Genomic DNA, 13914 nt, shown 5'->3' on the forward strand with positions numbered 1-13914 from the left:
GGGGAGAGGGCTGGGGTGAGGGGGCGTGTCCGCGAGTCAAAGCGGCTCGGCCGCGTGGAGGCGCCCCCTCACCCAGATCGCATCTGGTGATGCGATCCGACCTCTCCCCGCGCGCGGGGAGAGGTGAGGTCGGTGCGCGTTGTGGGGCTGAGAGAGCAGACATGATGAGCTGCCTCTTCATCGCGAGCCCTCGCGCTGTTTCATCCGCGGGTCGAGCGCGTCGCGGGCGGCGTCGCCGATCAAGTTGACGGACAGGATCGCGATCGACAGCAGCAGTCCTGGCCAGAAGATCAGCATCGGCTTGATCTGGAACACCGCGCGCCCCTCGGCCATGATGTTGCCCCAGGTCGGCGTCTCCGGGCTGATGCCGGCACCGAGGAACGACAGGATCGCTTCGGTGAGGATCGCGGAGGCCGCGATGTAGGTGCCCTGCACGATCAGCGGCGCCACGGTGTTGGGCATCAGGTGCCGCCACATGATCTTCGGCAGGCTGGAGCCGAGCGAGATCGCGGCCTCGACGTACGGTTCCTCACGTGCCGACAGCACCACCGAGCGCACCAGCCGGGCGACCCGCGGGACTTCCGGGATGGTGATGGCGATCAGCACCGTGGTCAGGCTGGCGCCGGACAGCGACACCACGGCGATCGCCAGCAGGATGCTGGGGATCGCCATCAGGCCGTCCATCACCCGCATCATCACCGCGTCGACCCATTTGAAGAAGCCGGCGACCAGGCCGATGACGAGGCCGATGGCGATCGACACGATCGCTGCGCCGACGCCGATCAGCAGCGACACCCGCCCGCCATAGATGATGCGCGACAGCAGGTCGCGACCGTAAGCGTCGGTGCCGAGCAGGAATTCGGCGCTCGGCGGTTTCAGCCGCTGTGCCGGCGCCAGCGTCACCGGATCGTGCGGCGCCAGCCACGGTGCGAAGATCGCCGACAATACGATCAGCGTCAGGCTGACCGTGGCGACGGCGATGATCGGCGTCGACAGCAGGAAGCCGAGGCGTGGGCGCAGCGGCCGCGGCACCGGGAGGGTCGGTTCGGACATGGTATCGATTGCCATGGTGCGCGCCCTCAGTAGCGGATTCGAGGATCGAGCAGCGTGTAGGCCAGGTCGATCAGCAGGTTGACGGCGACATAGATGCCGCTGGTCAGCAGGATCATGCCCTGGATCACCGGATAGTCCCGCGCCAGCACGGCATCGACCGTGAGGCGACCGATGCCGGGCAGGTTGAACACGCTTTCGGTGACGACGACGCCCGAGATCAGCAGCGCGAAGCCGGTGCCGATCACGGTGATCACCGGCACCGCGGCGTTGCGCAGCGCGTGGCGCAGCAGCACCCGGCTTTCCGTGATACCCTTGGCGCGGGCGGTGCGGACGTAATCCTCGCCGAGCACGTCGAGCATGGCCGCGCGCGTCATGCGCGCGATCAGCGCGATGTAGATGAAGGACAGCGTCAGCGTCGGCAGCACCAGCCGCTCGAAGAACGGGCCGAAGCCCCGCGACAGCGATCGGAAGCCCTGCACCGGAAACCAGCGCAGCTCGATCGCGAAGATCTGGATCAGGACGTAGCCGATCACGAACACCGGAACCGAGAAGCCGATCACCGACAGCCCCATCACGAAACGGTCGATCCAGGTGCCGTGTTTCCAGGCGGCGACGACACCGAGCGGAACCGCGACGATCACCGAGACCACGATGGTCGACAGCGCCACCGTGATGGTCGGCTCGATGCGCTGGCCGATCATCTGCAGCACCGGCACCTGCGAGATCAGCGACACGCCGAGATCGCCATGCAACAGCCGGCCGACCCAGGTGAAGAATTGTACATAGAGCGGTTCGTCGAGCCCGAGCGTGGCGCGGATGCGCATCAATTGTTCAGGGCTGGCGTTGTCGCCGGCAATGATCGCGGCGGGATCGCCCGGCGTCAGCCGCAGCAGCAGGAACACGAACAGCGCGACCACGCCCATCACCGGGATGGCCGCAAGCAGGCGGCGGATCAGATAGCCGAGCATCGGCGCTCCATCACGGATTTCGATCGACGATTAGCAAAACTTATCTCGACCATGCGGTTCGTCATCATCACCTGCGCTCGGCTGTCGAAAGTCACGTTCGAAGTTCAGCAAGTCCCGTGCCAGCGCGCGCATGGGTGCGAGCGCCGGCCCGAGCCCGCGCTCAGTCCAGTGTCGCGAGCAATCCCGCCATCAGCCGGCCGCGCTCGGCGAGACTGTCGATCTCGATATGCTCGTTCAGCGTGTGGGCATCGGCGCCGCGCACGCCGAGACCGTCGAGTGTCGGAATGCCCATCGCGCCGGTGAAATTGCCGTCGGAGCCGCCGCCGGCGCTGCCGTGGGGCAGGCTGGTGCCGAGCTGGGCGGCGACCGCACGGGCTTTCTCGTACAGCGCCATGGTGCCGGCGTCCGGCTCCCACACCGGGCGGGTGACGCCCCGCGTCACCTTGAACGATACGTCGTTGCTGGTGCCGGACAACGCCAGCATCCGCTCGACGCCGCGGTCGAGATCGGCCTGACGCTTGGCCATGCTCAGCGCCTCGCCGGTGCAGGTGGTGGCGACGCAATTGACCCACTGGCCGCCGTGCACAATGCCGACGCTGAAGGTGCAATCGTCGCCGGTCATCGCGTCGATCGCCAGAATCTGCCTGGCCATTTCCCGTATCGCGGAACGACCCGACGACAGCGTCGCGCCGGCGTGGCTCGGCTTGCCGGTCGCTTCCAGGTTGAACCGAGCGATCGCGTAGCGGCCGGTGACGACGCCGTTGTCGGGGCGTCCGGGCTCCGGCACCAGCACGTATTTGTTGCGGGCCGCTTCAGCTTCGATGATGTCACGGGTCGACGGTGTACCGACTTCCTCGTCCGGCGTGAACAGCACCGTGATCGGCAGCGGCGTGGTGAACGAGGCGCGGGCGAGCTGGCGGATGGCTTCGAGCGTCAGGTAGTTGCCGCCCTTCATGTCGAAGATGCCCGGGCCGAACGCTTTGTTGCCTTCGCGGCGGAACATCAGTTTTTCGATGGTGCCGACAGGGTGCACAGTATCGAGATGACCGGCGATCAGGATACCCGGCTCGCCTTGCTTGGGATGCGGAAAGCGCGCGCGGACGCAGCCGGCGAAGCCTTGCCGGCCCGCGATGCGCTCGATTGTCGCGCCCATGATCGCCATCTCCCGCGCTGCGAGATCGAGCATGCGCTCGACCGCGGCGGCGTTCCAGGTAGGACTCTCGCACTCAACCCATGCGCGCAATCCTTGCAGCATCGTGTCGGAATCGAATGGAAGATTTGCGGGGTTCATTGCGCGCTCTCGGTTGAAAGGTGGCTTACGAGACTGATTGCCGATGACTTTGTAAAGCGAAGATTCGTGGGCGACTACGCGGCCGGGTGCGGACCGCGCCGCCGCCGGATGATTGACGCTTGGCACGCTTGGTGCAAGTCTCGATTATCAGGATGCGGCATTGCGTCGATCGGCGCGGCGTCGCGCCTGAGGCTCGTCGCCTTGCACAAGCAATCATCTGTGACTGATCAGTTTCAAGTCAGGAGAAGTCGAATGTCTCATCCACCGCGTTGGATGCACTCGGTCGTCGCGTCGAAATTCGCCTTGCCGGCGCTCGCGCTCGCCGCATCGCTGACGCTGCCGGCTGCCGTCGATGCCAAGACGATCCGGGCCGTCATGCATTCCGATCTGCGTATCATCGACCCCGGCCTGACCACCGCGTACATTACCCGCGATCACGGCTACATGGTGTACGACACGCTGCTGGCGATGGATTCGAGCTTCAAGGTCCAGCCGCAGATGGCCGAGTACAAGGTCTCGGACGACAAGCTGACCTATACCTTCACGTTGCGCGACGGGCTGAAGTGGCACGACGGCGCGCCGGTCACCGCGGAGGATTGCGTCACCTCGCTGCAGCGCTGGGGCAAGAAGGACGGCATGGGCCAGAAGCTGATGCAGTTCACCGCCAGCCTCGAGGCGCCCGACGCCAAGACCATCGTGCTGAAGCTGAAGGAGCCATACGCGCTGGTGCTGGAGTCGATCGCCAAGCCGTCGTCGATCGTGCCGTTCATGATGCCGAAGCGGATCGCCGAGACCCCGGCCGACAAGGCGATCCCCGAGCAGATCGGCTCCGGTCCGTTCAAGTTCGTCGCGTCTGAATTCCAGCCCGGCGTCAAGGCGGTATACGTCAAGAACGCCGACTACGTGCCGCGCAAGGAAGCGCCGAGCTGGACCTCGGGCGGCAAGGTGGTGAAGGTCGACCGCGTCGAATGGATCACCATGCCGGACGCGCAGACCGCGGTGAACGCGCTGCAATCGGGCGACATCGACTTCGTCGAGAACCCGTCCTTCGACATCCTGCCGGTGCTGCAGCAGGACAAGGAACTGAAGATCGAGACCCTCAACAAGCTCGGCTACGTCACCATCGGCCGGATGAACTTCCTGTATCCGCCGTTCGACAATCCGAAGGTGCGGCGCGCGGCGCTGCTGGCGATGAACCAGAAGCCGATCCTCGACGCGCTGGTCGGCAATCCCGATTACTACCAGATCTGCGGCGCGATCTTCGGCTGCGGCACTCCGCTCGCCACCGACGTCGACTCGGCGCCGGTCACCAAGGGCGACGACATGGCGGAAGCCAAGAAGGCGCTCGCCGAATCCGGCTACGACGGCACGCCGGTGGTGCTGATGGCGCCGGGCGACGTCGTCACCCTGAAGGCGCAGCCGATCGTCGCCGCGCAGCTCCTGCGCGAGGCGGGTTTCAAGGTCGACCTGCAGGCGACCGACTGGCAGACCGTGGTGTCGCGCCGCGCCAGCCAGAAGCCGCCGGCCGAAGGCGGTTGGAATATCTTCTTCACCAACTGGGTGGTGCCGGACGTGATGAACCCGGTCGCCAACGTCATGCTCAACGGCAAGGGCAAGACCGGCGGCTGGTTCGGCTGGCCGCAGGATGACAAGATGGAAGCGCTGCTCGACAAGTTCGTCCGGGCGACGTCGCCCGAGGATCAGAAGGCGATCGCGACCGATCTCCAGAAGCGGGTCTATGAGGAAGTGACCTATCTGCACGTCGGCCAGTACAAGACCCCGACGGTGTGGCGCACCGAACTGACCGGCGTGCTCGATGGTCCCGCGACCCCGGTGTTCTGGAATATGGACAAGAAGGAGTAAGGGCCGTCACGGCCCGAGCGAACCGCTGACGTCGTGCATTGCGCCGTCCTGCGATGAAGCAGGGCGGCGCTCTGCCGTCGGCAGCCAACCGGCAATCCAGCGCTTTGTCTTGCCGCGAACAACAAAAAGCCCGGCGCGAAGCACGGGCTCGATGGGCAGAACGCAGTCCCTAAATCCGGTCGGGCGCGCGAGGCCGGCTGCTATTTGCGGGCGCAGGCGACCTTGATCGAACTGGCGCTGGGGCTGCACTTCGCCGTCACTGCGCCGTCCTTGACCGTGAGCTGATCGGCAAGCCGGGCGGCACCGCCGTTGACGCAATAGGCCGAGGTCAGCGTCTCGTTGGCGGCGCAGGTCACCGGGCAGCCGTCCGAGGCGCAACTGGTCGAGGTGACGTTACGGACCGAGGCGATCGCCGCCGGGGCCGTAGCCGCGGCCTGCTTGTCGGCGGGCGGAGCCTTGGCGGCAGGCGCCGGAGCGGCCTTGGCCGCCGGGGCGGGCGCAGCGGCCTCGGGGGCCGGCGCCGCGGCGGCTTCAACGGCCGCCGGGCTGGAGCTGCTTTCCACCGCGGCCGGCCGGGCATAGTAGCCGCTGGCCGACACCAGGTAGACGAACAGCGCCGCGACGACGACTGCGCCGATCATGATCAGCGTCGTGGTGGGCAGTGCCTTGACCCGTTCGACCGTGTTGCGGATCGATGCGGCGAAGGCGGCGGTATCGAACGAACCGCCGCGGGACCGCATATCGTCGAACGTCAGATACGCAGCGATCACGAGGCCACCACCGAACAAAATAAGTATCAGCAGTGGACCGAGCGCGGAGAGATACTCCATGTTACGTCTTTCCATTCATGGCAGGCCGGCGCGAGGTGTATAGGTTTCGCCCGCCGCGAGCTGCATTGTCGAAAATCAAATGAACACGCATCTGCAACGGTGCGTTGAGGTATGTCAAAACCGTCTGGCTCCGTCCGGCGAGATGTAGCACGACCAGTGCGGCGCCGTCATCGCGGCCGATAGTTTCGTAATTTGTTAGGGTTGATGAACGACGCCGGGCGTTTGCCGAGTGCGCCGACCGTTGGCGCTGTGATTCAATGATCAACGCGCAGCGTGGCAGCAGTTCTGCGTCGATCGACCGCAGTTGCCGCCGGATATGGGATGTTCGAATGCAAAGCAGTGGCGGAATATGGCAGTTGCTTGACGGCGGGCCGAAAGAGCCGCTGCGCCGCGACAAACCCGTTCCGCGCCCAGCGCGCACCTGACCGCCATACAAGCCGCGTATCATGTAGCGGCCGCAACGATCGAAGAGTCTCCCCATGAAGGCAGCAGACGTGATGACCACCGCCATCGTGACGGTGCAACCCGACACGCCCGTTCACGCGATTGCCGAGACCCTGCTCAGGCACGGCATCAGTGCCGTTCCGGTGGTCGACGGTCACGGTGCTCCGCTCGGTATCGTCAGTGAGGGCGATCTGATGCCGCGCGACGACACCGCGCGCGAGGCGCGTCACGACTGGTGGCTGCAGATCCTTTCTGAAGGCGAGGCGGTGCATCCTGACTACCTCCGGTTCCTGAAGTCCGACACCCGGACCGCCAGGGATGTGATGGTCGGCCCGGTGGTGACGGTCGAGGAAACCGCGGCGCTGGCCGATGTCGCCGACGTCCTGGTCGAGAAGCGGATCAAGCGGGTGCCGGTGCTGCGCGCTGGTCGCATCGTCGGCATTGTCAGCCGCGCCGACCTGCTCAAGACCATGACCGGCACCAATCATATCGGGCGCGACCCGGTGCACGACGATCCCAATGCCTGGCCGGCGCCGTCCGAAAAGCTGGCGGCGCTGTCGCGTCCCGCTGCCCCGCCGGCGCCACCTTCCCACGCTCCGGCGACCGACGATTTGTCGGCCGCAGCGTTTCGTGAACTCGGCATCGAGCACGAACATGAGGAGGACGAGAAGCGCAAGCACGCCAAAGAGCTCGCCGACGACAAGCACCATCGCCTGGCGAGCGAGATGCTGGCGTCGCATTTGTCGGACGAGACCTGGCAGAAGCTGCTGCGCAATGCGCGGGCAGCCGCCAAGAAGGGCGAACAGGAAAGCCTGCTGCTGCGGTTTCCGGCCGAATTGTGCAGCGATCATGGCCGTGCCGTGAACGCCCCCGATCCGGAATGGCCGTCCACGCTGCGCGGCATGGCCGCCGACATCTATCTGCGCTGGAAAGCGGAGCTGCGGTCGCACGGCTTCGTGCTGCAGGCCCGGGTGGTCGATTTTCCCGATGGCATCCCGGGCGACATCGGCCTGTTCCTGAGCTGGGGCAAGAGCGAAGCGGTGCATCATTGAGGCGCCCTCCAGTCGAGCAGCCTCAGATCTTGAGATTGCGATACACCGAGACCTCGCGTTCGCGCGCCAGGCGGGCGTCGTCGCCGGCGCGGATACCGCGCCAGCCGTCGAAAAACACCACGATGGTGGTGATCAGGCCGGTGATCTTGCCGACCAGGAACCCGAACGGGAAAATCAACCGCTCGGCCGGCAGGATGAACTGTGAGCCGAGGAAGATCACCGCGGCGTTGGCAAAATACGCAGTGCGGTACAACGTCTGCTCTTTCCAGGCGCTGCGCGCGTAGGGCCTGGAGCTCTTTTTCACCGCTTTGTTGTACCGCGGATTGCGCAGCAGCCCGAGCAGCCGGCGTTTCTTCGGCAATTGCCGCGGCCCGGCCAGCAGGGCGCGATAATTCTCCCGCATCTGAAAATGCGCGATCAGCGCCAGCAGTACATTGGCTGCGACCAGCACCCCTTTCAATTCCCACAGGGACAGCATGAGCTGGGCGGCGAGGTCGACGAACAGCAGATGCGTCGCCGCGTTGAGCACGAAGGCCGAGCGGTGGAATGCCGCGCGGTTGATGTTGGAGACCTTCTCGTCGATGAACGCCGCCCCGGGCTTGGTCTCACCGAGCTGCAGCAGGGTGGCGGTCTGCGCCTCGGTCAGCGGCCAACTCTTGCCGAGTTCGGCGATCGTGACCGCCGGGGTGCCGCGCTTGATCCGGAATGTCGCCTTCGCCGACCACTCGGAGATCCGCGCCAGCCAGCGCCGCGTCACCGCGAAGCGCGAGGTGCTGGTCGCCGCCTCGACGAGCGGGTGGGGGTCTGGCTGCATCGTGTCCTTCAGCGCGGCTCGATCGCAGTCAATCGCCGAAAAGCGGATCCTCCGCAAGCTTGCCGGCGGTTTTGAGGGCCGTCTTCATCTGCCGCCGGATCTCGGCATCATCAAGGTCGGCGAGCTGGCGGGCGGCGTCGGGATCGAGCTTGGCCTGCGCCCGGCGGGCGAACTTGCCGGCCAGCTTGCGGTGCACCGCGACGTCGTTCAGCGCGCCGAGCGCGTCGAGCAGCTTCTTCAGATGCTTCCTGAACCGCTTCAAACGCTTGCCGGCCTTGCCGTCGAACAGGCTCTCGAAGAAGCCGATTGCGTAGTTCAGCTTCTTGGCGGCGATCCGAACCCGGTGGCGTTCCTCGTCGTCGAGCTGTTCCAGCTTCGCCAGACGCTTGTTGAGCTTGTGGGCGCGACGCGTCAGCACCTTCCGGGCGAACACCTCGGCCGATGGCCGGTCGTCCGCGTCCGCCCTCTTGGTCCACTCGCCGGCCTCGATCCAGTGCTCCAGATCGGCCAGCAGCTTGCGGAAGCGCTGCAGATCCACCGTCGCTCTGGCGCTGTCGAAGGCGGCTCCGCGATCGGCACCGAGCCGCTTCAGAAAGGTCGGCGAGGCTGCCCTGAGCTTTGCGCCTTTGATTTTCACTTCCAGCAAATGCAGATCGCGCGCCGGCGCCAGCCGGCCGGCAAGCCATTTCAGTTCGCGCTTCATTCGCTGGGTGTCGGTTCCGTCGACCAGGTCGCCGAACACCGAAATCGCCGCCCGCATTCGCCGCAGTGCGATCCGCATCTGGTGCACGCCGGACGGATCACGGCGCCTTACCCGTGGTTGCTGGGCGACGATCAGATGCAGCAAGGCGGTGACGATCGCGCGAAACGCCTCGCCGCTGCTGGCGATTTCCGACAGATCAATGTCGTTGGCCGGGGCTGCGCCCGGCTTGGCCGTAGGCTTCTGGAAAGTTCGACGCATCATGTCCCACACGGGCGAAATTCACCGCCCGCGGTATCCTAGCAGATTTACGCCGCGATGACGCGACAGCTTGGTGCGACCAACGGCGCCAAAACCGCGCAGCCAAGCGCGCCGGCGGGTCAGGCCCGCTTCAGCACTTCCAGCGGATAGCCGATCAGCTTGGCCACCGCATAGGCGATCCCCATGCCGATCAGAGCCGCAACCGCCTGACCGCCATAGTACCACGCGGCCGAGGGCGGGAACGGCATCAGTTGGGTGGCAACGTCCAGGCACCACAGGATAGCGGCGACGCCGACCGCCATCACGACGAACATCTGCATCCGCTGCACGGCCGCCTCGATCCGGGCCATCCGCGCTTCGACATGCTTGTCCGGGCCGCGCTCCGACGTCGGTTTGCCCGAAGCCGGTGTGTTCGGGACGCTGTCCGGGGGCGTCGTCGTCATGCAGTCCTCACTTGTTCGTCTAAAGTCCAACTATCCGTCCGGTCGCGATCACGATCCGCTGTTGCGTAGCAGTAAGCGTCGCTGCACTGCACAGAATTGACTCAGCACAAAATGACTACCGAAAATGCAGCGCGCGTAGTGATCATGCTGATCGATAACTGTAGGTACCGTTGACTTAGCGCAAATACGACAGAAGGTAAATTTGGGAAAGAGGGCCCCTTTACAGCCGTTCTAAACGCCGCAGCGGCGTGCGCTCGGGGGGAGCTCATCATGCACACACCTTGGCAAGCCGCCACCGCGTTGAATACAGACGTCAAAGAGTTGCGTCCGCTCACCGGTAACGAGGCGATCGCCCGCGCCGCCTGGGAAGCCGGCGTTCGTGTCGCCGCCGCTTATCCCGGCACACCCAGCACCGAAGTTCTCGAAAATCTGGCGACCTATCCGGCCGAGGATCTGCACGCGCAGTGGTCGACCAACGAGAAGGTCGCGCTCGACGTCGCGATGGGCGCGTCGTTCGCCGGCTCCCGCGCGCTGTGCGCGATGAAGCATGTCGGCCTCAACGTCGCGGCCGACGCGTTCATGACCGCGACCTATATTGGCGTGAACGGTGGCCTGGTGCTGATCGTCTGCGACGATCCCGGCATTCACTCCTCGCAGAACGAGCAGGACAGCCGGATCTACGGCCAGCTCGCCAGTATCCCGGTGCTGGAGCCGAGCGACGCCCAGGAAGCCTACGACTTCACCAAGCTGGCGTTCGAGATCTCGGAGCAGTTCGACACCCCCGTGATCGTGCGCAGCACCACACGTCTGTCGCACACCCGCAGCACCGTGTCGGTCGGCCTGCGCTGCGAGGTGCCGCCGCGCGTGTTCCTGGAGCGGCCGTCGAAGAACGTGATGATCCCGGCGCACGCCCGCGGCCGTCATCTGTTCGTGCTCGAGCGCGAGGCCAGGCTGAAGGATTATCTCGGCACCGCGGAGGTCAGTCGGATCGAGAAAGGTCAGACCAGCTTCGGCGTGGTCACCGCCGGCACCTGCTACCCTTACGTCCGCGAAGTGCTGCCGGATGCTACCGTGCTGAAGCTCGCCGCGTCCTGGCCGCTGCCCGAACCGTTGTTGCGCGAGTTCTGCGCGTCGGTCGATCAGGTATTCGTGGTCGAGGAGCTGGAGCCGATCATCGAGAAGGAGATCGCCTCGCTCGGCATCAAGGTCGAGGGCAAGCGGCTGTTTCCGCGCGCCGGCGAGTTCTCGCCCGAGGTGGTCCGTGCCGGTTTCGTCAAGGCCGGCCTGTTGCCGGCGCCGCCGTCCTACAACGCTTGGGTGCCGGAGCCGGTGGTGCGGCCGCCGGTGCTGTGCGCCGGCTGCCCGCACACCTCGAGCTTCATGGCGGTGCGCGCCTCCGGCGCCCGCGTCGCCGGCGACATCGGCTGCTACACGCTGGCGGTGCTTGATCCGCTGCGCGGCATCGACACCTGCGTGGCGATGGGATCCTCGATCGGGAATGCGATCGGCATGGCGAAGGCCGGCGAGACCAAGCCGGTGGTTGCCACCATCGGCGATTCCACCTTCCTGCACGCCGGCCTGCCGGCGCTGATCGACGCGGTCTACAATCAGGCCAACATCGCGGTGATGCTGCTCGACAACCACATCACGGCGATGACCGGCGGCCAGGAGCATCCCGGCACGGGCAAGACGCTACGCGGCGAGCCGGCCCCGCAGGTGGACTATGAGGCGCTGATCAAGGCGTGCGGCGTCAAATGGGTGAAGAAGGTCGACAGTTACGACCTCGCAGCCACCCATCAGGCGCTGCGCGAGGCGATCGCTTACCGCGGCGTCGCGGTGCTGATCTCGAACCGGCCGTGCGTGCTCGATCCGATCAAGATCAAGGGGCCGCCGCTGGAAGTGATCACCAGCCAGTGCACCGCCTGTCAGTCCTGCATGAATCTCGGCTGCCCGGCGCTGACCTGGAGCGACGAGTGGTTCGAGGGCCGGCACCGGGTGAAGATCGATCCGGCGCTGTGCATCGGCTGCACGCTGTGCGCCCAGGTCTGCACCATCGACTGTATCAAGATCGCGAGCCCGGCGGTGACGCAATGAACGAGCAGAGCAGCATCGCAGTGAATGCGGACAGCGAGCCGGTGGCGTTCAACGCAGCATTGGCCGAGCCCACCAACGTGCTGATCGTCGGCGTCGGCGGCCAGGGTGTGATCCTGGTGTCCAAGGTGCTGGCGTCGCTGGCGCAGGCGCATGGCTACGAGGTCAAGCAGAGCGAAGTCCACGGCATGGCCAAGCGCGGCGGCACCGTGTTCAGCCACGTCCGGTTCGGGCCGCGGGTGTGGTCGCCGACCATCGCCAAGGGCGAGGCCGACGTGCTGATCGCGCTGGAATGGGCAGAGGGGTTGCGCTGGCTGCCGCATCTGAAGCGCGACACCGGCGTGTTCATCTGCGACACCAAGCGGATCGTGCCGCCGTTCGCTTGCCTCAGCCGCCGCCCCGGCGCGCCGATGCGTTACTCGACCGAGACCGCCGAGCAGGTTGCCGCCTACGTCTCGGAGGCCTACGCGATCGACGCCACCAAGATGGCCGAAGAGCTCGGCAACGAGCGCGCCGCCAACGTGGTGCTGCTGGGCGCGCTGTCGACCGTGCTGGAATTCGCGCTGCCGGAATGGGAAAAGACCGTCACCGCGTTCGTGCCGAAAAAGACCATCGCGGTGAATTCGGCCGCGTTCGAGCTCGGTCGCAACTGGATCGCCGAGGCCAAGAGCGGGCCGGCGACCGCGGATGCGGTGCCTGCGCCGGTGCCGGCGCACGCCCCATATCAGCCACGGCTCGAGATCACCGACGCCTGGTGCAAGAGCTGCGAAATCTGCGTCAAGCTGTGCCCCGAGCGCTGCCTGACGCTGAACGCCGATCGCATCGCCACCCTGGTGGCGCCGGAAAAATGCACCGGCTGCCGGCTGTGCGAATGGCTGTGCCCGGACTTTGCGATCCGCGTCCATCTCGACCCTGAAGCGCCTGCGATGGAGGCCGCGCAATGAACGCGCCGGATCGTCACGTTCCCAAAGCCGCCGCCGCCAAGCTGCTGTCCGGCAATGCCGCCTGCGCCCAAGGCGCGATCGACGCCGGCTGCAAGTTCTTCGCCGGCTATCCGATCACGCCGTCCTCGGAAATTGCCGAGCGGCTGTCGACCATGCTGCCGGCCGCCGGCGGCGTGTTCATCCAGATGGAAGACGAGATCGCCGCGATGGCGGCGGTGGTCGGCGCCTCGATGGGCGGCGTCAAATCGCTGACCGCGACCTCCGGCCCCGGCTTCTCGTTGAAGCAGGAGAATATCGGCTACGCCGCCGGCGCCGAGATTCCCTGCGTCATCGTCAACGTGATGCGTGGTGGGCCCTCGACCGGCATGCCGACGCGGCCATCGCAGGCCGACATCTTCCAGACCCGCTACGGCAGCCACGGTGACTACCCGATGATCGTGCTGGCGCCGGCCTCGGCGCGCGAGATCTACGACGAGACCATCCGCGCTTTCGATCTCGCCGAGCTGTGCCGCACCCCGGTGATCCTGCTGTACGATCAGGTGATCGCGCAATCGTCGGAGACCGTGGCGCTCGGCGGCCGTGTCCCGGTGCACGCCACCCGCAAATGGGCCAGCGGCCCCCGCGAGGCTTACAAGCCCTACGCAGCCGATGCCGATCTGGTGCCGCCGATGCCACGTCCCGGCGACGGCTATCGCACCCACACCACCGGCCTGACGCATAGCGAAACCGGCTTCCCGAGCCAGGATCCCGAGACGGTGACGCGCAATCTCGGCCGGCTGTACGCCAAGCTCGATCGCCATCGCGACCTGATCGACAGCTATGAAGCCGTGCGCTGCGAAGACGCCGAGGTGGTGATCGTCGCGATCGGCATCAGCGCCCGCGCCGCCCGCCGTGCCGTCGATGCCTGTCGCGCCGAGGGCTACAAGGTCGGCCTGTTCCGCCCGGTCACGCTGTGGCCGTTTCCGGAAATCGCGCTGCGCGAAGCGACCCGGAACGCCAAGGCGATCCTGGTGCCGGAGCTCAATATCGGCCAGCTCCGGCTCGAGATCGAGCGTCAGCTCCGCGACCGCCGCGTCGAAGGTCTGCATCTGATCAGTGGTGAACCAATCACGCCGGCGCAGATCGCAGCCAGCGCCGCCAAGCTTGCTTCGGAGGTCTGA

13 protein-coding genes are annotated in these 13914 nt (G+C 66.0%); 5 read left to right on the forward strand and 8 right to left on the reverse strand.

The genetic code is table 11. The annotated features are described in order from the left end of the window. Positions 1-177 precede the first annotated feature (177 nt). The 3 genes from FLL57_RS02380 to FLL57_RS02390 all read right to left on the reverse strand — a co-directional run bounded on the left by FLL57_RS02380 (position 178) and on the right by FLL57_RS02390 (position 3312). Entirely contained in the window at positions 178-1068 is an 891-nt protein-coding gene (locus FLL57_RS02380) for an ABC transporter permease (protein ID WP_142882029.1), read from the reverse strand. Positions 1069-1079: 11 nt separating this feature from the next. Continuing rightward, positions 1080-2021 (reverse strand): ABC transporter permease, encoded by a 942-nt coding sequence (locus tag FLL57_RS02385; protein ID WP_013501160.1) that lies wholly within the window; start codon positions 2019-2021, stop codon positions 1080-1082. 160 nt (positions 2022-2181) lie between these two features. Beyond that, positions 2182-3312: a M20/M25/M40 family metallo-hydrolase gene (locus tag FLL57_RS02390; protein WP_013501161.1), complete on the reverse strand. Its 1131-nt coding sequence runs from the start codon at positions 3310-3312 to the stop codon at positions 2182-2184. Positions 3313-3564: 252 nt separating this feature from the next. Between FLL57_RS02390 and FLL57_RS02395 the strand changes: the two genes are divergently transcribed. After that, positions 3565-5175, forward strand: a complete 1611-nt coding sequence (locus FLL57_RS02395; protein ID WP_142882030.1) for an ABC transporter substrate-binding protein — start codon at positions 3565-3567, stop codon at positions 5173-5175. Between the two features lie 200 nt (positions 5176-5375). Here the strand turns inward: FLL57_RS02395 and FLL57_RS02400 are convergent, their stop codons facing one another. Together FLL57_RS02400 and FLL57_RS02405 are read right to left on the reverse strand one after the other, a co-directional pair. Next, the gene (locus tag FLL57_RS02400; protein ID WP_047307270.1) at positions 5376-6005 is read right to left on the reverse strand and encodes a hypothetical protein; all 630 of its coding nucleotides are present in this window, start codon (positions 6003-6005) and stop codon (positions 5376-5378) included. 1 nt (position 6006) lies between these two features. Beyond that, positions 6007-6516, reverse strand: a complete 510-nt coding sequence (locus tag FLL57_RS02405; RefSeq protein ID WP_142882031.1) for a hypothetical protein — start codon at positions 6514-6516, stop codon at positions 6007-6009. On the opposite strand from FLL57_RS02405, the gene FLL57_RS02410 reads away from it, so the two are divergent. Further along, entirely contained in the window at positions 6485-7501 is a 1017-nt protein-coding gene (locus tag FLL57_RS02410; RefSeq protein ID WP_142882032.1) for a CBS domain-containing protein, read from the forward strand. The two genes, FLL57_RS02405 and FLL57_RS02410, sit on opposite strands and share 32 nt — an antisense overlap. Positions 7502-7523: 22 nt before the next feature. Here FLL57_RS02410 and FLL57_RS02415 read toward each other — a convergent pair whose 3' ends face one another. The 3 genes from FLL57_RS02415 to FLL57_RS02425 form a co-directional block, all read right to left on the reverse strand. Next, on the reverse strand, positions 7524-8315 hold the full coding sequence (locus tag FLL57_RS02415) for a hypothetical protein (RefSeq protein WP_142882033.1): 792 nt from the start codon (positions 8313-8315) through the stop codon (positions 7524-7526). A gap of 28 nt (positions 8316-8343) precedes the next feature. Then, complete coding sequence (locus FLL57_RS02420) at positions 8344-9279, reverse strand: CHAD domain-containing protein (RefSeq protein WP_235677195.1); 936 nt, start codon at positions 9277-9279, stop codon at positions 8344-8346. 116 nt (positions 9280-9395) lie between these two features. Next, a complete protein-coding gene (locus FLL57_RS02425; protein ID WP_142882034.1) occupies positions 9396-9719 on the reverse strand; it encodes a hypothetical protein in 324 nt (107 codons plus the stop codon). Between the two features lie 270 nt (positions 9720-9989). Between FLL57_RS02425 and iorA the strand changes: the two genes are divergently transcribed. From iorA to FLL57_RS02440, 3 genes are read left to right on the forward strand one after another with little or no spacing between them, the layout of a single operon-like run. Then, on the forward strand, positions 9990-11813 hold the full coding sequence (gene iorA, locus FLL57_RS02430; RefSeq protein ID WP_047307272.1) for an indolepyruvate ferredoxin oxidoreductase subunit alpha: 1824 nt from the start codon (positions 9990-9992) through the stop codon (positions 11811-11813). Next, positions 11810-12754, forward strand: a complete 945-nt coding sequence (locus FLL57_RS02435) for a 2-oxoacid:acceptor oxidoreductase family protein (RefSeq protein ID WP_142882035.1) — start codon at positions 11810-11812, stop codon at positions 12752-12754. Before iorA ends, FLL57_RS02435 begins: the two co-directional genes overlap by 4 nt. Continuing rightward, positions 12751-13914 carry a 2-oxoacid:acceptor oxidoreductase subunit alpha gene (locus FLL57_RS02440; protein WP_142882036.1) on the forward strand — a complete coding sequence of 388 codons (1164 nt, stop codon included), beginning with the start codon at positions 12751-12753 and terminating at the stop codon, positions 13912-13914. Before FLL57_RS02435 ends, FLL57_RS02440 begins: the two co-directional genes overlap by 4 nt.

The sequence above is a fragment of the Rhodopseudomonas palustris genome (assembly GCF_007005445.1).
Lineage (GTDB): Bacteria > Pseudomonadota > Alphaproteobacteria > Rhizobiales > Xanthobacteraceae > Rhodopseudomonas > Rhodopseudomonas palustris_G.

Bases quoted from the DNA above. Each gene is read 5' to 3' on its own strand.
- FLL57_RS02405 (WP_142882031.1), bottom strand. From the start codon at position 6,516: ATGGCGGTGGTCATCACGTCTGCTGCCTTCATGGGGAGACTCTTCGAT.
- FLL57_RS02395 (WP_142882030.1), top strand. From the start codon at position 3,565: ATGTCTCATCCACCGCGTTGGATGCACTCGGTCGTCGCGTCGAAATTC.
- FLL57_RS02420 (WP_235677195.1), bottom strand. From the start codon at position 9,279: ATGATGCGTCGAACTTTCCAGAAGCCTACGGCCAAGCCGGGCGCAGCC.
- FLL57_RS02435 (WP_142882035.1), top strand. From the start codon at position 11,810: ATGAACGAGCAGAGCAGCATCGCAGTGAATGCGGACAGCGAGCCGGTG.
- FLL57_RS02385 (WP_013501160.1), bottom strand. From the start codon at position 2,021: ATGCTCGGCTATCTGATCCGCCGCCTGCTTGCGGCCATCCCGGTGATG.
- FLL57_RS02380 (WP_142882029.1), bottom strand. From the start codon at position 1,068: ATGGCAATCGATACCATGTCCGAACCGACCCTCCCGGTGCCGCGGCCG.
- FLL57_RS02400 (WP_047307270.1), bottom strand. From the start codon at position 6,005: ATGGAGTATCTCTCCGCGCTCGGTCCACTGCTGATACTTATTTTGTTC.
- FLL57_RS02440 (WP_142882036.1), top strand. From the start codon at position 12,751: ATGAACGCGCCGGATCGTCACGTTCCCAAAGCCGCCGCCGCCAAGCTG.
- iorA (WP_047307272.1), top strand. From the start codon at position 9,990: ATGCACACACCTTGGCAAGCCGCCACCGCGTTGAATACAGACGTCAAA.
- FLL57_RS02415 (WP_142882033.1), bottom strand. From the start codon at position 8,315: ATGCAGCCAGACCCCCACCCGCTCGTCGAGGCGGCGACCAGCACCTCG.
- FLL57_RS02425 (WP_142882034.1), bottom strand. From the start codon at position 9,719: ATGACGACGACGCCCCCGGACAGCGTCCCGAACACACCGGCTTCGGGC.
- FLL57_RS02390 (WP_013501161.1), bottom strand. From the start codon at position 3,312: ATGAACCCCGCAAATCTTCCATTCGATTCCGACACGATGCTGCAAGGA.
- FLL57_RS02410 (WP_142882032.1), top strand. From the start codon at position 6,485: ATGAAGGCAGCAGACGTGATGACCACCGCCATCGTGACGGTGCAACCC.